At 69.7% G+C, this 17,379-nt stretch carries 15 protein-coding genes; 6 read left to right on the top strand and 9 right to left on the bottom strand.

All coding sequences use genetic code 11. The annotated features are described in order from the left end of the window. Positions 1 to 36: 36 nt before the first annotated feature. The 3 genes from KBO27_RS13005 to KBO27_RS12995 form a co-directional block, all read right to left on the bottom strand. Positions 37 to 1,086 (bottom strand): CobW family GTP-binding protein, encoded by a 1,050-nt coding sequence (locus tag KBO27_RS13005; RefSeq protein WP_210970218.1) that lies wholly within the window; start codon positions 1,084 to 1,086, stop codon positions 37 to 39. A 52-nt stretch (positions 1,087 to 1,138) separates the two neighbouring features. Beyond that, positions 1,139 to 1,600, bottom strand: a complete 462-nt coding sequence (locus KBO27_RS13000; RefSeq protein WP_210970217.1) for a nuclear transport factor 2 family protein — start codon at positions 1,598 to 1,600, stop codon at positions 1,139 to 1,141. 71 nt (positions 1,601 to 1,671) lie between these two features. Continuing rightward, entirely contained in the window at positions 1,672 to 3,603 is a 1,932-nt protein-coding gene (locus tag KBO27_RS12995; RefSeq protein ID WP_210970216.1) for a linalool dehydratase/isomerase domain-containing protein, read from the bottom strand. A 501-nt stretch (positions 3,604 to 4,104) separates the two neighbouring features. Between KBO27_RS12995 and KBO27_RS12990 the strand changes: the two genes are divergently transcribed. From KBO27_RS12990 to arfA, 5 genes are all read left to right on the top strand, one after another. Further along, the gene (locus tag KBO27_RS12990) at positions 4,105 to 4,350 is read left to right on the top strand and encodes a hypothetical protein (RefSeq protein ID WP_210970215.1); all 246 of its coding nucleotides are present in this window, start codon (positions 4,105 to 4,107) and stop codon (positions 4,348 to 4,350) included. A 268-nt stretch (positions 4,351 to 4,618) separates the two neighbouring features. Further along, positions 4,619 to 5,914, top strand: coding sequence for an extracellular solute-binding protein (locus KBO27_RS12985; protein WP_210970214.1), 1,296 nt, complete (start codon positions 4,619 to 4,621; stop codon positions 5,912 to 5,914). Positions 5,915 to 5,925: 11 nt separating this feature from the next. Then, positions 5,926 to 6,804: a carbohydrate ABC transporter permease gene (locus KBO27_RS12980; protein WP_246536929.1), complete on the top strand. Its 879-nt coding sequence runs from the start codon at positions 5,926 to 5,928 to the stop codon at positions 6,802 to 6,804. Continuing rightward, entirely contained in the window at positions 6,801 to 7,631 is an 831-nt protein-coding gene (locus tag KBO27_RS12975; RefSeq protein WP_210970212.1) for a carbohydrate ABC transporter permease, read from the top strand. Before KBO27_RS12980 ends, KBO27_RS12975 begins: the two co-directional genes overlap by 4 nt. A gap of 15 nt (positions 7,632 to 7,646) precedes the next feature. Continuing rightward, positions 7,647 to 9,161 carry an arabinosylfuranosidase ArfA gene (gene arfA, locus KBO27_RS12970; protein ID WP_210970211.1) on the top strand — a complete coding sequence of 505 codons (1,515 nt, stop codon included), beginning with the start codon at positions 7,647 to 7,649 and terminating at the stop codon, positions 9,159 to 9,161. A 102-nt stretch (positions 9,162 to 9,263) separates the two neighbouring features. Here the strand turns inward: arfA and KBO27_RS12965 are convergent, their stop codons facing one another. Both KBO27_RS12965 and KBO27_RS12960 read right to left on the bottom strand, forming a co-directional pair. Next, positions 9,264 to 10,556 carry an aspartate aminotransferase family protein gene (locus tag KBO27_RS12965; RefSeq protein ID WP_210970210.1) on the bottom strand — a complete coding sequence of 431 codons (1,293 nt, stop codon included), beginning with the start codon at positions 10,554 to 10,556 and terminating at the stop codon, positions 9,264 to 9,266. A 91-nt stretch (positions 10,557 to 10,647) separates the two neighbouring features. Then, the gene (locus KBO27_RS12960; RefSeq protein ID WP_246536927.1) at positions 10,648 to 12,015 is read right to left on the bottom strand and encodes a tryptophan dimethylallyltransferase family protein; all 1,368 of its coding nucleotides are present in this window, start codon (positions 12,013 to 12,015) and stop codon (positions 10,648 to 10,650) included. On the opposite strand from KBO27_RS12960, the gene KBO27_RS12955 reads away from it, so the two are divergent. Beyond that, positions 12,001 to 13,344 carry a flavin-containing monooxygenase gene (locus tag KBO27_RS12955; protein ID WP_246536926.1) on the top strand — a complete coding sequence of 448 codons (1,344 nt, stop codon included), beginning with the start codon at positions 12,001 to 12,003 and terminating at the stop codon, positions 13,342 to 13,344. The genes KBO27_RS12960 and KBO27_RS12955 overlap by 15 nt on opposite strands. Here KBO27_RS12955 and KBO27_RS12950 read toward each other — a convergent pair. Genes KBO27_RS12950 through KBO27_RS12935 form a run of 4 tightly spaced genes read right to left on the bottom strand, consistent with a single transcriptional unit; the run spans position 13,298 to position 16,954 of the window. Further along, complete coding sequence (locus KBO27_RS12950) at positions 13,298 to 13,891, bottom strand: GTP-binding protein (protein WP_210970208.1); 594 nt, start codon at positions 13,889 to 13,891, stop codon at positions 13,298 to 13,300. The two genes, KBO27_RS12955 and KBO27_RS12950, sit on opposite strands and share 47 nt — an antisense overlap. After that, positions 13,875 to 14,249, bottom strand: a complete 375-nt coding sequence (locus KBO27_RS12945) for a DUF742 domain-containing protein (protein ID WP_210970207.1) — start codon at positions 14,247 to 14,249, stop codon at positions 13,875 to 13,877. The genes KBO27_RS12950 and KBO27_RS12945 overlap by 17 nt, the downstream gene beginning before the upstream one ends. Before the next feature lie 3 nt (positions 14,250 to 14,252). Beyond that, positions 14,253 to 14,675: a roadblock/LC7 domain-containing protein gene (locus KBO27_RS12940; RefSeq protein WP_210970206.1), complete on the bottom strand. Its 423-nt coding sequence runs from the start codon at positions 14,673 to 14,675 to the stop codon at positions 14,253 to 14,255. A gap of 5 nt (positions 14,676 to 14,680) precedes the next feature. Continuing rightward, positions 14,681 to 16,954 (bottom strand): sensor histidine kinase, encoded by a 2,274-nt coding sequence (locus KBO27_RS12935; RefSeq protein ID WP_210970205.1) that lies wholly within the window; start codon positions 16,952 to 16,954, stop codon positions 14,681 to 14,683. Between the last annotated feature and the right edge of the window lie 425 nt (positions 16,955 to 17,379).

Here is a 17,379-nt window from a genome sequence, read left to right as displayed (position 1 = left end):
CCCGGTCGGTTCGAGCGGTGATCGGCCGTGGTGGGCTCAGTTCTCCAGGTGGCGGGAGAGGTTGAGGATGCCGAGCTCGTCGATGGTGTCGGGGTCCGGGTCGACGCAGGCCTGGAGCCGCCGGGTGAGGTCCTCGGTGTCGAGACCGGTGCCGATGAGGACGAGGCTGGTGGCCCGCGGGCCCTTCCACCTGGTCTTCTCGAACGCGGCGTAGACGCCGACGGTGTGGAGCACGAAGCGGCGGTCGTCGCCGGACGGGCCGAAGTCGATGGGGCCCTTGATGCGGTAGACGCCCCGGCTTCGCTCGTTGAGGAAGCGCAGGAACGCCGAGGGGTTCAGCGGCCGATCGGAGATGAACTCCATCGACTCGTAGGCCGCGTGCATGTGCTGGTCGTGGTCGTGATCGTGCTCCTCCAGGTCGGCGAAGGACAGCTGCCTCGCCCCGAAGTCGCGCGCCTCGACGTCGTCGAAGAGGATGCCCGGCGAGATCCTGCCCCGCTCGGCGGGCAGCACGGCGCCGTCGGCGATCTCGCGGACCGCGGCGATCACCCGGTCCCGTTCGGCCTCCCCGACGCGGTCGATCTTGTTGACGACCACCAGGTCGGCGAGCCGCACGTGATCGTCGAGCTCCGGGTGCCGGGCTCGCGTGTCGTCGAACTCGGCGGCGTCGACGACCTCCACCAGCCCGCCGAACTCGATGTGCGGGTTCTGCGAGGACAGCACCATCCGAACCAGCTGCCGGGGTTCGGCGATGCCGCTCGCCTCGATCACGATGACGTCCAGCGGGGCACCCGGGTAGGCCAGCCGCTCCAGCATCGGGTCCACGCCGTCGGCGTCGACCGCGCAGCACAGGCAGCCGTTCTCCATCGACATCGCGATGTCGACCTGCCCGGCGACGTTCATGGCGTCGATGTTGATGCTGCCGAAGTCGTTGACCAGCACGCCGATCCGGCGTCCGTCGTCGTTGCGCAGCAGGTGGTTCAGCAGGGTGGTCTTGCCCGAGCCCAAGTAGCCCGCCAGCACGACCACCGGAATCCGCGCCGTCACAGCTCCCCCACGTTCATCCACTCGCTCACCGGCGGTCATCCTCGCACGCCACCGCTCCCCGGCCGCGAAGGCCCTGACCAGGGACTCCTGCCTATCGGAGCGGGATGTCGAGGCCGCGTTCCGCCTCCGGGCGGGGGCGGCGGATGCGGCGGTCGGCCTCGTCGATGGCGACGTCGTTGATGCTGGCCTCGCGGCGTCGCATGAGGCCGTGCTCGTCGAACTCCCAGAGCTCGTTGCCGTAGCTGCGCCACCACTGGCCGCCGGCGTCGTGGCACTCGTACTGGAAGCGGACCGCGATGCGGTCCTCCCCGAAGCTCCAGAGGCTCTTGCGCAGCGCGTAGTCGAGCTCGCGCTCCCACTTGCGGGTCAGGAAGGCGACGATCTCCTCCCTGCCGCTGAGGAACACGTCCCGGTTCCGCCACTGCGAATCGGGCGTGTAGGCCAGCGCCACGCGCTGCGGATCACGCGTGTTCCAGGCGTCCTCGGCGGCCTGGACCTTCTGCAGCGCGGTCTCGCGGGTGAACGGCGGGTAGGGCGGGCGATCCTCCGGCACGACGACCTCCTAAGACGGGACCTCCATTCTCGCCCCGGCCCCGGACGAGGCGGAGCGGACACGCCCGCGGGTCAGCCCCGCGTGAGGCGGAGGTGGTGGCGGGGCCGGAGATCGATCTCCACCACCGCTCTGCCCGTGGCATCCGCGGTGACTTCCCACGTGGTGGCGCCGTCGACGGTGTAGGTGCGGTGCGGGATCAGGCGGTCGAAGCCGAGCCGGTGGCGGCGCTGAGCGGCGTCGGTGCCGCGGAGAATCGCCTCGTGGGACCGGCCGTCGGTGGTCGCGGTGACGACCGCGATGTCCGGCCAGGGAACTTCGGTGAGGCGGGGGCCGGTGTGGCGGGACGGGGTGAGCAGCATGTCCCGCCAGGTGCGTTCGTCGGTGACCGCGCCCAGGCCGAGGATCCCGTTGGCGTGCACCGACGCGTCGAACATCCGGAACTCCGCGGGCGGGTTCTCCAGGTTCCGCGCGGCGTCGCGGAGCCTGCGGTACCAGGGCGCGCTGCGAGCGCGGGCGAGGAACATGCACCAGCCCAGGGCGTTCGCGCGGTTCGCGCCTCCGCCCCAGTCCGCGTCGGTCGGGGCCGGGCTCCCGGCTCGGTCGGTGCGCGCGTAGTGGCCGGAGTTGAGCTCTTCGGCGACGAGCAGCTCCCAGGTGCGCCAGGCGAAGTCCGGGTCGAGCGGGGACAGCAGCGCCGCGATGGGCGCGGTGTTGGTGATGCCCCGAGCCGAGCGGGCCGTGAAGCCGAACCTGCCGGCCTGCAACGTGCAGATGTCGCCGTCCGGCGCGGTGAACTCGGTGCGCAGCCGGTGCAGGAACCTCGGCGCGATCTCCTCGGCGTGGCGGGTCCCGGCGCACGTGTCGTACATCCGCAGGCCGGTCATGGCCACGGAGTTGCAGAACGGGAACACCAGTCCCGGCTCGCACGGCCACAGCACCAGCGGCGAGCGGCGGAAGTTGGCGCTGACCCGCTCGGCGACATCGGTGTGGCTGTAGGCGAATTCGGTCCGGTCGTCCCAGCGGAACCGGAGCGCGCCGGGCCGGTCGAAGCTGTCGTCGCCGGTCGCCTGCCGGTACGCCGAGAGCATCAGCAGCAGGTACCCGGAGTACATGACGTTCGCCGGAGAGCCGATCGGGTCGGCGCTGTCGCGCAGCATCCCCCAGCGGTTCTCCCGCAGCCAGTAGCGCCAGACCGGCTTGTCGGTCATCCGCAGGACGAGCGCGCGCAGCGCGTCGTCGCGGTATCCGCAGTACGCCGGCGTGTGGGTGTGGCGCAGGGTCGCGAGCATCAAGAACACCGCCCAGACGCGGTAGCGCATGGCCGGAAGGAGGTACTCGTCGCCGAACCGGCCGAAGCCGTTCCACTCGTGCGCGGGTTGCAGCGCCAGGGTTTCGGCCCACCGCGCCAGTCGCGCCCGGTCGTCCTCGTCGGCGCGCTCGTCCGGGCCTGGCCGCCACTCCTCGCGCGCGGCCACGTCCAGGCGGGCCTGGCGGGAATCGCCGACTCGGCGCGCGGAACGCTCCCGCCGCCGCTCCCGCACCAGCAGCGCCGCCGGGAATCCGACGACCGCGAGCACCTCCGCCACCGGAACCCACTCCTGCGGCACGTGCCCGTGCCCGTCGTGCACGGCGGCGAGGAGCGCGGCCAGCAGCATCGAGGCGACGACCACCGCCGGGAGGGTGAGGTGATCGCCCTTGGCCATGATGCGCTGCACCCCCGTCAGCAGACCGGCCACGACCGCCAGCAGCACGACGAGGTGCAGCAGCAGCCACGGCACGAGCTCGGCGGACCAGCCCGGCACGGGCGTCGCGTAGACGATCCCGAAGCCCGGGACGAGCCCGGCGGCTCGCAGCCACACCGGGCCGCCGAGCAGGGTCGGCAGCAGCCCCAGCAGCACGAACGCACCGCCGAGCGCACCGGTCCGCACCAGGCGGCGCCGGGTGAGCGGACCGCGCAGGCCCGGTGGCCGAGGCAGGGTGGTCCCCGCGGAAACGCGCCCCATCGCGTCGTCCTCCCCCAGGAGTTGTCCGGCGACTCGTTCGAAGAGCCGCGTTGACGCGACGCCCCGCGTGCGGCCTACTCGGCCGCATGTGCCCCGTGTGCGCGGCGATCGCGATCCCCTCACTCACGGTGATGTGGTGGCGCTGGATGCGGCACCGCCGTGCGCGTGAAAGCGAACAGGACGTCGCGCCGGTCGCCCTCCCGCGCCCGGCGAGGCTTGGCGGGTACGACTCCTGACCTGGAACGCAGCAACGGGCCGCCGATCGGACGTCGACGGGCCCGCTGCGGGCGGAGTCCGACCCCTGAGGTTGCGGGCCACGTCGGTGAGGGCGTCGCACGCCGCCGCCCACGTCCCGCGAAGCGGTCTGACCCGCGTATTGACCAGATCACGATCCAGCCTCTAACTTGTTCTGCGACTCAAGTCGGACATTGTCCGAAATATCGAACATTCAATCCCGGAGATGTGCGTGCCGCGAACCTCACGCTGAACCGAGGAGCGAAGATGGCGAGAGACGTCCCCCGTCCGTCGCGCAGGTCGCGACTGCGACCGAGAGCCGTTCCCGCCGTGGGCGTCCTGCACGCGGCCGCGCAGGACTCCACCTACACCGAGTCGCCGACGTTCCGCCAGGTCGTGACCGTCGACGAGATCCGGCCTGTGGAGGCGACCTTTCACGGCGCCGCCACCTTCACCCACACGTTCCCGCCGAACTCCGTCACGTTCCGGCGAGTTCGCCCCACCCAGCCCTGATCGCCCGGCGTCGCGGCGCCACGACTCCCATCAGGAGCACAACGATGAGCGGTCCTGTGGTCTCCCATCGCGGCGCGCTCGCCCGAGCGGCGGCTGTTCGTCCCCGCTCCGCACATCCGGGTTCAGGCCTTCGGTTGGACGCCGGTCGGGACGCCGGATATCGGCTTCCCCGTTGCGGATTCGCCGTGATCTCGTCGTCGAGCTGCTCCGAACGAGGTCGGGCCCGCAAGTCGGAAACCCGGACAACGGTGTCACGGAGGTGGAATTGGTGATCGGACGTGGAGTGAGCCGCAGAACCCTGCTCAGCGCAGCGGCTTTGGGCTGCGCGGGGCTGGCGGGCGGGTGCGGTTTCGCGCGGGGCGGTGACTCGCTGCGGTACTGGAACCTCTTCAGCGGCGGTGACGGCGAGACGATGAAGACGATGCTCGACGGCTACCGCGCCACGCATCCCGGGGTCGCGCTGGAGGACGTGACGCTGGAGTGGGGCGACCGCTACTACACCAAGCTCGCGATGGCCGGCGCCGCCGAACGCGCACCCGACATCGCCATCCTGCACTTGGGACGGCTGCCCGCGTTCGCACCGGGCGGGCTCATCGACGAGATGCGCCCGGACCTGCTGCGGCAGTCCGGGATCGGGCCCGAGCACTTCCCGCCGGGCCTGTGGAGGCGGTCGATGCGCAACGGCAGGCTCTTCGCGATCCCGCTGGACACCCACCCGTTCGTCCAGTACTACAACACCGACGTCTGCGGAGCTGCCGGGCTGCTCGACGAGCACGGCCGCCTGCGGACCCTCACCGGCCGCGACGAAGTCCGGGAAGCCCTCCGCGCGGTCAAGGGCGTGACCGGCTCCACCGGGCTGCTGCTGGAGACCACCGGTGACGGCGTGGGCCCGTGGCGGCTGTTCTGGAGCCTGTACCGGCAGGCAGGCGGTGAGCTGTTCACCCCGGACGGCACCCGATCGGCGCTGGACGAGCGCAAGGTCGCCGACGTGCTGGGGTTCGTCCAGGGTCTGCACGAGGAAGGCCTGGCCGCCGGCGAGATGGATGCCGACGGGGCGATCGCGCTGTTCAGCAGCGACAGGGCGGGATTCTTCTGGTTCGGCGAATGGGAGGTGCAGACCTTCCTCACCGCGGAGATGAACTTCGGCATGACCCGCTTCCCCGGGATCTTCGGCCCACCGCTCGCCGAGGCCGATTCGCACGCCTTCGTGCTGCCGCACCGGGACCGGACCGACCGCGACCACCTGCTCGTCTACGACTTCATCGCCACCCTGCTGCGCGACAGCACGAGGTGGGCGGAGGGCGGGCACATCCCGGCGTACCTGCCGGTGACCAACGGCGACGCCTACGCACGGATGCAGCCGCAGTCGGAGTACCGCTCGGTGATCGACGACGTCCAGCTCGACCCCGACGTGTGGTTCGCCGGTTCGGGCTCGCGGCTGTGGACCGAGCTCAACGCCGTGCTGGGACCGGCGATGGACGGCCGGCTGCGGATCGACAGAGCGGTGGCCCAGATCCGGTACGTCATCGAGGACCTGCTCGCCACACCCAACCCCACGGCATGATCGGAGGCAGCATGTCCACGCGCAGAGCCGGCTCGGGTTTCGCGTTCGTGACGCCGTTCCTGGCCGCCTACCTGCTGTTCCTGGTGCTTCCACTGGGAATGGGGCTGGTCGCGAGCCTCACCGACGCCGGGTTGACCGGTGCGAGCACCGATTTCGTGGGGCTGGCGAACTTCGCCGAGGCGCTCACCGATCCCGCGATGTGGCGGTCCTTCGGGGTCACCGTCGGTTTCACCGCCGTCAGCACTCCCCCGCTGATCCTGGTGGGGCTGGTGATGGCGCTGCTCACCCATCACCTCGCCCCGGCTCGCTGGTTGTGGCGGCTGGCGTTCTTCTCGCCCTACGTGCTGCCTTCCTCGGCGATCGCGCTCATCTTCGTCTGGATGTACCAGCCCGAGTTCGGGCTGGCCGACTCGCTGCTGTCCTGGCTCGGGTTCGGACCGATGGGGTGGCTCTCGCACCCGGTCGCGGCGATGCTCGGCGTAGTCGTGGCGACCGTGTGGTGGACCGTCGGCTTCAACTTCCTGCTGTACCTGGCCGCGCTGCAAGCGATTCCGCACGATCTCCACGAGGCGTCGTCGCTGGACGGCGCGGGCGGGTGGCGCCAGCTCTGGCACATCACGCTGCCGCTGCTGCGGCCGACCACGGGACTGATCGCGGTGTTGCAGGTCCTGGCCTCGCTGAAGGTCTTCGACCAGTTCTACCTGATCACCAACGGAGGTCCGCAGCACAGCACGAGACCGGTCCTGCAATACATATACGAGTCCGGGTTCACCAACTACCGCACGGGATACGCCTCGGCGGTGTCCTACGTGTTCTTCGCGGCGATCCTGCTGTTCACGCTCGCGCACTTCAGCATCCAACGCCGCCGGGCGGGAGGAGACCGACCATGACCGAGCGATTCCGTTGGGGCACGGCCGTTCTGGGCGTCGTGACGGTGGCGCTGGCGGGGCTGTGGTCGCTCCCGTTCGCGTGGACCCTGCTGACGTCGCTGAAGCCGGAATCCGAGACGACCGAGGTACCGCTGCGCTGGCTGCCGAGTGAGTTCACGCTCGATGCCTACCGCAGCGTACTGGCGACGGACGACATCTGGATCTGGCTGTTCAACAGCGTTTTCACCGCCGGGACGGTGACGGTGCTGGTGGTGCTGCTCTCCAGCATGGCCGCCTACGGGTTCTCCCGAACGGATTTCCGCGGTCGCAGGGCGCTCTTCGGGTTCGTCGTCGCGGGAGTGCTGGTTCCCACCGAGGTGCTGATCGTCCCGCTGTTCCACGAGATGGTGTTCCTCGGCATGGTGGACACGCCGTGGGGCGTCATCCTCCCGCAGGTGGTGCTGCCCGCGATGGTCTACATCCTCAAGGTGTTCTTCGACGGCGTTCCGCGCGAGCTGGAAGAGGCCGCGATCGTCGACGGTGCGAGCCGCTGGCGGATCTACTGGCGCATCGTCATGCCGCTGTCCCGACCGGTGCTGGCGGCCGTCGCGATCTTCACGTTCATCACGACGTGGAACAACTTCCTGTGGCCGTTCATCGTCACCGCCGACCCGGGTTCGATGACCCTGCCGGTCGGGCTGGCGACGGTCCAGGGCAGCTACGGCGTCCGCTACGCCGAGGTGATGGCGACCGTGGTCATCGCCGGGTTGCCGCTGTTGCTGCTGTTCGTGCTGTTCCAACGCCACATCGTGCGCGGCGTCGCGCACACCGGTTTGGCGGGACGATAGGGAGGGGACCTGAACATGACCCACGGCGAGAGCGCGCGTGCGAGCTTGACGATCGACCCGGCCTTCGCGGTCGGCGAGGTCAACCCGCGCTTGTTCGGCTCGTTCGTCGAGCACTTGGGCCGGTGCGTCTACACCGGCATCCACGAACCGGGGCATCCGGCGGCACGGGAGGACGGGCTGCGGCAGGACGTGCTGGACCTCGTGCGCGAGCTCGGCGTGACGCTGGTGCGCTATCCCGGCGGCAACTTCGTGTCCGGCTACCGGTGGGAGGACGGCGTCGGGCCGTTGACAGAGCGGCCGAGCAGGCTGGATCCGGCGTGGTGCTCCGTGGAGACCAACGAGTTCGGGCTCAACGAGTTCATGCGGTTCGTCGAGGTCGCCGGGGTGGAACCGATGATGGCGCTGAACCTGGGCACGCGCGGACCGCAGGAGGCCCGCGAGCTGCTGGAGTACTGCAACCACCCGGGCGGCACCACGTGGTCGGACCTGCGGCGCTCGCACGGTCACGACGAGCCGCACCGGATCGGTTTCTGGTGCCTGGGCAACGAGCTCGACGGACCGTGGCAGATGGGGCACAAAACCGCCGAGGAGTACGGCCGGGTCGCCGCCGAGACGGCACGGGTGATGCGCATGGTCGACCCCGGGGTGGAGCTCGTGGCCTGCGGCAGCTCGAACTCGTCCATGCCGACGTTCGCCGCGTGGGAGAGCACCGTGCTGGAGCACACCTACGAGCACGTCGACCACATCTCCTGCCACGCCTACTACGAGGAGTCCGGCGGGGACGTCGACAGCTTCCTCGCCTCAGCGCAGGACATGGAGCACTTCATCGACTCGGTGGTGGCCACCTGCGACCACGTGCGCGCCAAGGTGCGCAGCACCAAGCGGTTGGAGCTCTCCTTCGACGAGTGGAACGTCTGGTACCGGGGCCTGCGCGATCCCGCCACCGAGCCGGAGTGGGAGGTGGCGCCGCGGCTGCTGGAGGACAACTACACGCTCACCGACGCGGTCGTGGTGGGCAGCCTGCTGGTGACGTTGCTGCGGCACTGCGACCGGGTCACGGCGGCGTGCCTGGCTCAGCTGGTCAACGTGATCGCGCCGATCATGACCGAGCCGGGTGGGACGGCGTGGCGGCAGACGACATTCTTCCCGTTCGCCGACGCCGCTCGGCACGGACGTGGCCGCGTGCTGCGCGTGGAACCGCGCTCGACCAGGCACGACACCGCCCAGTACGGCGAGGTCGACCTGCTGCACGCCACGGCGGTGCAGGAGGACGAGGACACCGTCGTGGTGTTCGCGGTCAACCGCTCCACCGACCTGCCGCTGGAGCTGGTCGCCGACGTCCGCGGGGCGGGCAGCACGCGGGTCCTGGAGCACCGGGTCCTCGCCGATTCCGACCGTCACGCCCGCAACACCGCCGCCGAACCCGACCGGGTGCGGCCCCGGACGCTCGACGGTGCCGTGGTGGAGGGCGGCGCGCTCACCGCGACCCTGCCACCGCTGTCCTGGAACGTCCTCCGGCTGCGACGCTGAGATCGGGCCTTTCCCGCTTCCACCGGGACGGTCAGGCCTCGCGCCTCGACCGGCGCGAAGGGCGATCACCGCCGCCCTTCGCGTTCGCGGGAAGATCCGCCGCTACAGCTCCCGGGTCACTCCGGTGAGGGCGTCGTCGAGGATCGACAGACCGCGGTCGATCTCGGCCTCGGTCGCGGTGAGCGGTGGTGCGATGCGGAACGTGCCGCCCATGCCGGGCAGCTGGACGATGTTCATGTGCAGTCCGAGTTCGGTGCAGCGACGGGTGACCGCGGCGCCGAGCTTGTCGACGTCGCCGCCGTCTGCTCCGGCGGTCAGCTCCAGGCCGACGAGCAGCCCCCGGCCACGGACGTCGCCGATCACCGGGTGCTTCCCGGCCAGCTCGCGGAGGCCACCGGACAACCGCTCCCCCAGCTCGCGGGCGCGCAGGTCGAGGCGGTCGCGGGTCAGCACGTCGAGGACGGTGTTGCCGACGGCGGCCGGGAGCGGGTCGTTGACGTGGGTGGTGAAGAACAGGAATCCGCGGTCGTGGGCCTGCTGCTCGATCTCGGCGCTGGTGAGCACCGCGGCCAGCGGCAGTCCCGCGCCGAGGGTCTTGGACAGGGTGAGGATGTCCGGGACGACGCCGTCGCGCTCGAAGGCGTACCAGGCGCCGGTGCGGCACAGGCCGGTCTGCGCCTCGTCGAGGATCAGCAGCATCCCGCGCTCGCGGCACTTGTCCCGCAGCGCGGCCAGGTAGCCGGGCGGCAGGTCGACGACACCCCCGGAGCTCAGGATCGGCTCGACGATGCAGGCCGCGAGGCTGCCGACCGACTGCGCGTCGATCAGGTCGAAGCCGAGGTCCAGCTGGCGCCGCCAGTCGAGTGCGCCGTCCGCGTCGACGATGTCGGGGTGGAAGGGGTCGGGGACGGGCAGCGCGAAGTTGCCCGGAGCCGCCGGGCCGTAACCGACCCGACCCGCGCTGTAGGTGGCGTTGGCGGCGGCCAGGGTCATGCCGTGCCAGGAGCGGGCGAAGGAGACGACCTCGTGCTTGCCGGTGACCAGCTTGGCCATCCGCAGCGCCGCCTCGTTGGACTCCGCGCCGGTGGTCAGGAACATGGCCTTGTCCAGCGGTTCCGGCAGGGTCTCGGCGAGGCGCCGGGCCAGGTCGATGACCGGACGGCTGAGCATCCCGCTGTAGAGGTGGTCGAGCTTGGCGGCCTGGTCCCGGACGGTGCTGACGATCTCCGGGTGGGAGTGCCCGAGGATCGCGCTCATCTGCCCGGAGGTGAAGTCGAGCAGCTCGCGCCCGTCCTCGGTGAAGACCGAGGCGCCCTCGGCGCGCTCGATGATCCCGGGGCTGAAAGCACCGTGCCCGGAGTAGCGGATCAGATCACGTGTGGCGAGGTCGTCCATGCCCCCGAAGCTACGTGCTCACACCCGTGAACGGGAGCCCTGGGAGGAGGTGGCGGTTCCCTCGGGAAGCACCACCACCTCCTCGTTGGGATCAGGAATCGACGGGACGGTCGTAGACGGAGAAGCGCAGGTACATGCCGATGTCGGCGGCCTCGTCCGGGGACGTCGTGCGGAACGCCAGGAGGTCCTGGAGGCCGGTCGTGGTCGACGGGTGCTGGGGTGCGAGAGCGTTGATCGCCGACAGGTACGGCCTCGGGTCGAGGCCTTCCTGTCTCATGAGGACGGCGGTGCGCTCCGCGGCGTCCTCATCGGACACCGCGTTCTCCGGTAATCGGAGGTACAGGTTGGCCTCCTCCGGTTGCGCCGAACCGCGGCGAAAAGCGAGGCAGACCATCGGTTCCTCGCCCTCTGCCTTGTCCTGACCGTGATACAGCGACCGCCACACCCGGGCCGCCCGCTCGGAATCGTGCCCGGCGGCGAGAGCGGCCACCGAATCCAGGTCTTCCCACGCGCGACTGGTGATCCGGAAATAGACCTTCACCCGCGCCTTATCCGAATTGGTCAAATCGAGAGCCGCGAATTCGATCTCATTTCCCCGGTCCATCATCTCCGGCATCCACATTCGAACCGAACTCCACGGCCTCTCCAATCCGAGTCGTGCCATCGCCTCGGTCATCCTGGCCAGGACGTCGACCGGATCCGAGCTGTCCGCCTGCGGGTTGAAGTACGCCTTGTACCGCGTGGATTCGCCCGGGCGCCAGGCCAGCGAATGCCAGATGGTGGGACGGTTCACCCGCGGATCGTCGCTGACGAAGAGGTCTTCCACGCGGTGGTAGCGGCTGAGGTCGACGCCCGGCCGATCGGCCAGCCGCTCGGTGAGCGCGCGCCCGGCGCGCTGGCAACCCGCAGGTGTCGCGTCCTCCCCGAGGGACTCGAAGAGGATCCGGAGCTCGGGTCGCCGGTCTCGCCAGCTGATGGACATCTCGGCCGGAAAACCGTCCGCCGAAACAAAAGAGGGAACCTCCGGACAAGAGCCGATCGGGTGATCGCCCCAGGGGCTCAACGCAACGCTGAGTTCTGTGACGAGGGTCTCCACATCGGAGGGCGAGAACCCGAGATGTCCGGCAACGGTTCGGTACTGGCTGGTCAGGAACTGTGTGAATGACACGCCGTGCGTGGGAAAGACTCCCCACCGGCGAACGGATGGCGATCCCGCTCGTGAACTAGGCACTACCCCGACCTTCCGCATCGCGGTTACTCTTGATCGCGGCATGGCGCCTGTCAGCAACATCAACACGATCTCATCCAGACGACGAATTGGGAATGGTCTCCACGCGGAGAGGGTTCGATGGGCACTGTGGACGGTCGTGGAAAGAAAACATCTCCCCAGGTTGACACCCGTGATGTGTGCGTGATCGGCGCCGGCATTTCCGGATTGGCGATGATGCGGTCGCTCCATCGCCGCGGAATCGACTTCGTCGGCCTGGAACGCGACGACGCCGTGGGCGGGGTGTGGAACTTCAGCCCTGCCGATGCGCGGAGCTCGCACCCGGCCTACGGGTCCCTGCACCTCAACACCTCCAGCAAGGTCACCGGGTTCACCGGATTCCCCGTGCCCGAGGACTTCCCGCGCTACCCGCGCCACGACCAGGTCGCCTCCTACCTGGAGCGATTCGCCGACGAGCACGACCTGACCGGTCGCATCGAGTTCGGCACCCACGTGCACCAGGTGGAACCGGCGCCCGGCGGCGGATGGCTGGTCACCAGCCGCAGCGGGGGCAGCACGCGCACCCGGCACTTCCGGGAGGTCGTGATGGCCTCGGGTTATCACTCCGCCCCACGGCTTCCCGACCCGGCGATCACCGGTTCGGAGGTGTTCCGGGGCAGGCGGCTGCACTCCGCGGACTACACCGACCCGGAGCCGTTCCGCGGCAAGAAGGTCACGGTCGTGGGATTCGGGAACTCCGCCTGCGACATCGCCGTCGAGCTCTCCCGCGTCGCGGCCCGCACGGTCCTGTCGATCCGGCGGGGCGCGCACGTGGTGCCGAAAACCCTGATGGGACTGCCGATCGACGAGATCGCCGCCAGCCGCTGGTGGTCGTTCCTGCCGTTCCGGGTGCAGCGCAAGCTCATCGAGGTGCTGCTGTACCTCTCGCGCGGGCGGATCGCCGACTACGGCCTGCCGGAGCCCGATCACCGGGTGATGGACGCGCCGATCACGATCTCGGACGAACTGCTCAGCCGGCTCTCGCACGGCGAGATCACCGTCAAACCGGGCGTCCGGGAGTTCACCGCCGACCAGGTCGCCTTCACCGACGGCAGCACCGAGAACGCCGACGCGGTCGTCCTCTGCACCGGCTACGACATGTCACTGCCGCTGCCCGACGAGGTCCCCTTCGACGGCGACGGCCGGCTCTCGCTGTTCCAGCGGATCGTGCCGCTGGGCCACGAGGGTCTCTACTTCGCGGGATTCCTGCGCCCGGTGGGGGCGCTGACCCGGCTCGCCGAACTGCAGGCGGAGTGGATCAGCGACCTCATCAGCGGCGAGGCGAGGCTCCCCGGGCGCGACGAGATGGCCGCGGAAGTGCGCGGCCACCTCGACCGGATCGCCAAGCGCTACGGCGCGCAGCGCCCCGAGGACGCCCTCAACGTCGACGTCGGCAGCTACGTCCGGGGGCTCAAGCGGGAGCGCCGCCGGGGTGCGGACCGCCCGGCGGCTGACGCTCACCCGAACAACGGGCTCACTGACCTGCGCCGACGGTCTGCTGAGTGGCCATCAGCTTCATGACGTGCTCCAGCAGCCGGGCCAGGACGTCCTTGACGTCGGCGCGCTGCCGGGCGTCGAAGTTGATCACCGGGACCTTGGCGGTGTCGATCTGCAGCGCGTTGGCGATGTCCTCGGGCTGGTAGCGCTTCGTGCCGTCGAACTCGTTGACCGCGACCACGTAGGGGATGTTGCGGTCCTCGTAGAAGTCCAGGCTGGAGAAGCAGTCGTCCAGCCGGCGGGTGTCGGCCACGACCACGGCGCCGAACGCGCCGTGGGTGTGGTCGTCCCACACCGACCAGAAGCGGGACTGGCCGGGCATTCCGAACAGGAACAGCGGCGTGCCGTTGCTGAGGTTGATCCGGCCGAAGTCGATGCTGACCGTCGTGGTCGTCTTCTCCGGAACACCCGTGAGCGCGTCCACCGAGGCGCTGGCGTCGGTGATCGGCTCGTCGGTGAGCCGCACGTACCGGTCCGGGTCCGCCACGCTCTTGATCAGTGTCGTCTTGCCGCAACCGTATCCACCGGCGATGACGAGCTTGACCGGCGGCCGCTCAAAGCTGTTTAACACTGTCCAGAACCCCCTGTAGGTATTCCAGTGTTGCGTCGGAAACGGTTTCTTCGGGGTTGCTCTCGCCGTCGAGGGTGAGCACTCCCCGGCGGAGCAGCGCACCCACCAGGGCGCGAGCGGTCAGCACCGGGGTGCCCAGGCTCCCCGCCACCTCCGCTATCGCGACCGGGTTCTTCGCCAGCTCCAGCGCGGCGCTGTCGCTCATCGACAGGTCTCGGTGCCCCTCGCCGCCGGGCTTGGCGACCACCTGGGTCGCCAGGTCCAGGTCCAGGTCGGACTTCTCGGGGGCACCGGCCACGACGAAGGGCCGGACACCCGCGACGGGGTCCTCTGCGTGGACGTTCTGCTGATCGGACATGGGTTACGGCCTCGTCCCGGTCAGCGGGTTCGCGGAACCGCCGCGGCCCTCGGTCACCAGGTGCTCGCCGACCTGCGCGAGCAACCGGTCGAGCTCGACGTTGACGATCAGCGGGTCGGCGGCGGTGTCGACGACCACGGTGATCCCGGTCCGCTCGGCGGCCAGGGCGAGGATCACGAACCGGTTCGCGCCCTCGATGACCGTCTTGCTCAGATCACCGCCCCCACCGATGACGCTGACCCGCTTCGACGAGCTGAACGCCGACGCCGACATCGCGGCGAGGTCTTCCGCCTGCTCCTTGGACACACCGTCGGAGGCCCCGCGGGGGAATCCGTCCGACGACCACAGCACGACGCAGTCCACGTCCGCGACGCGCTGTGCGAAGTCGGTCAGCACCCAGCTCAAGTCATCCCGGCCATCGCTCATTGTGTTCACCCCTCACCTGTGTCGCTGCTGTGGTTCTGGCGTCCGGACACGAAGCCCATGGCCCCGCCGCCGCCCGGGCTGCGCCGGGTTCCGGTGTTGTCGTTGGCGGATCCGGACTGGGCCTTCTTCTCCTCGTCGAGGGCCCGGCCGACCGCCGAGGCGCCCCTGCGCCGCACCGGGAGGCCCACCGAGGAGGTCTCCAGCGGCTCCTGCTCGACCGGCTCGGCGCGCGGCCTCGGCGGTTCCGGTCGCGTCTGGGTGCGGGTCTCGACGGGGTCGGCCAGCAGCGCGGTCGCGCCGCTGAGCGTGCCGCGCGCGCTGGAAACGCCCACCGGGGCGGCCCTCTCGATCTCCGTCTCGCGCAGCAGGTCCGAGGGGATGGACACCTCGGCGCGGATGCCTCCGGACTCGCCCGCGGCCAAGGTGACCTCGATGTTCCACTGCTGGGTGATCCTGGAGACCACCGGCAGGCCGAGCTGCATGTGGCGCTGCACGCTGCCGAGCGCGAAGTCCGCCTCGGTGCCCAGGATCGTGTTGGCCTCGCCGAGCTTCTCGGCCGGCATGCCCAGACCGCGGTCCTCGATGATGACCACCAGCGATCCGCTGCGCTCCTCGGTCCAGACCCGGGCCTTGCCCTGCGGGGAGCTGTAGTTGGCGGCGTTGTCCATCAGCTCGGCGAGCGCGCGGATCAGGTACGGCGCGGCCTGGCCGTCGACGGCCACGGCTCCCGGCTTGCGGGTGTGGATGCGCCCGTAGTGCTCGATCTCGGCTCGCGCCGATTCGAGGATGACCTCCATCGGCGTCGGACCGCGGTGGTAGCGGGCGAGTCGGTTCCCCGACAGCAGCCGCAGGTTCTCCGCCAGTCGGCGGGCCCGCAGCAGGAGGCTGTCGAGGACCAGCAGCGCGCGGTACCGCGGCGCGGCCTCGCCGGCTTCGCGCTCCTCGGTGTCGACGATCTGCATGGCGCTCTGCACGATCTGCTGGACTCGCGCGGCCATGCCGACCACGACGCGGGTGAACGCGTCGCTCGTCTGCTTCTGCTTGATGCGCTCCTGCACGGCGACCTGGTAGGCGCCGGCGAAAGCGTCCGCCACCTCGCCGATCTCGTCCTTGCCGAAGTCCAGCGAGCGCAACGACGTGGAGGCGTCGACGTCCTCGCCGCGCTCCACCCTGCGGAACAGCTCGGGGACGTCCTCGTCGGCGATCTTGCGCACGGCGTCGCGCAGTTCGACCAGTCGCTGCGGCACCAGGGCGACCAGGTGACGTCCGGCGAACCACCACATCAGCAGCGCGGCACCGGCGGTGGCGACGAGCACGAGGCCGGCGAACAGCGCGGTGCGCAGCAGCGCGGCGCTGCCGTTGTCGAGGCCGAGCTCGGCGCCGTAGCGGGCCTGTTCGACGGCGATCTCGGTGAGCTGCCCGCCGACCTGGTCGCTGATCTGGTGCCACTGCTGGATCGTCACGCCCTGCACCTGGCCGTGGGCGATCAGCTCCTGCTCGACCACTTGCAGCTGCTTCCAGCTCTGGGAGCGGGTGAGCTCCTCGTAGCGCTGCTTGACCAGCGGTGAGGCGTTGGAGATCTGCTCTTCGAGCTCGTCGTGGTAGGAGCCGACCAGGACCGCGAAGTTGACCTGCTCGTCGGGCTGCAGCCGGGTGACCACACCGCGGGACGCCAGCAGCGCGCTCTGCGCCATCTGGTCACCGGCGCGGAAGAACTCGGTGGCGGTGATGCCCGCCTGCCCGGCCTTGGCGTCCTCGACGGCGCGGGCCTGCCCGTCGAAGAGGTCGGCACCGGCGTCGAGGACCTCGTTGTAGCGCTGGAGGGTTTCACGCTTGCGGGTCGGGTCGAGCGGGAAGTCGGGACGGGACTTCGGCAATCGCCCGATCAACGTGTTGACGTCGTCGATCTTGACCTTGAGGTCCGGCGGCGTCGCGGAGTTCCCGGACAGTTCGGTGAGCCTGCCGGAGAGCTCGGCGATGGCCTGGTCGGTGACGGCGTAGCGCTGACCGAGGGTGTCGGGGGTGGCTTCCCCGTCGAAGGCGCGGGCGACCAGCTGGCGTTCGGACTGCACGGCGGCGAAGGTCCGCACGGCCGGGATCGAGGTGTCCTGCACGGTGACGGCGACCGCGCGGACGATGAAGGCGTCGACGAACGCGGGCGCGAACCCGGCCAGCACGACCACGAAGAACAGCGCGACGATGGCGATCAGAATGTTCCTGATCCGCCGCCGGAGACTCGTCCTGTCCGGCTCGCGCGTTCTGTCCCTGGTTAACCTCACGTCGACCGCGCTCCTTCGGTTGTGCTCTCACGAGACAGGCCCCGGCCCCCGGCAGCCTCGGCGCGAATTGCGCGAAGCACGAGCTCCGCTGGGATTCCCCGGCATTGGGCGATGTCACCGATGCGAGCGGGCGCGCCGCACTCCCGGTTCCGTGATCATCCGCGCTTGGCCGGGACAGTACCAGCACGGTTTTCGCGGTTGATCAGCGATCCAAAAAGGTCTTCACGTTCAACCGAAATGAACAGCAGCACTGAATTTCGGTTACGTTCTTCTTTCGATCGCCGCGCAGATCTTCCCCGGAGGGCGGGGCTGCGGCGGCCATTCGCGCGCGGCGCAGATTCACCCGCGCTTGTCCGATTGTCATTTTCGCCCGATATTGCACGGTCTCGGACTGATCGCTACGTTGGGAAGATCCTGGTCTAGAC

The organism is Saccharopolyspora endophytica, from assembly GCF_018070075.1.
Taxonomy (GTDB): domain Bacteria; phylum Actinomycetota; class Actinomycetes; order Mycobacteriales; family Pseudonocardiaceae; genus Saccharopolyspora; species Saccharopolyspora endophytica.
Note: the sequence above shows the minus strand (reverse complement) of the source record. Positions and strands in the feature narration are given on the sequence as shown.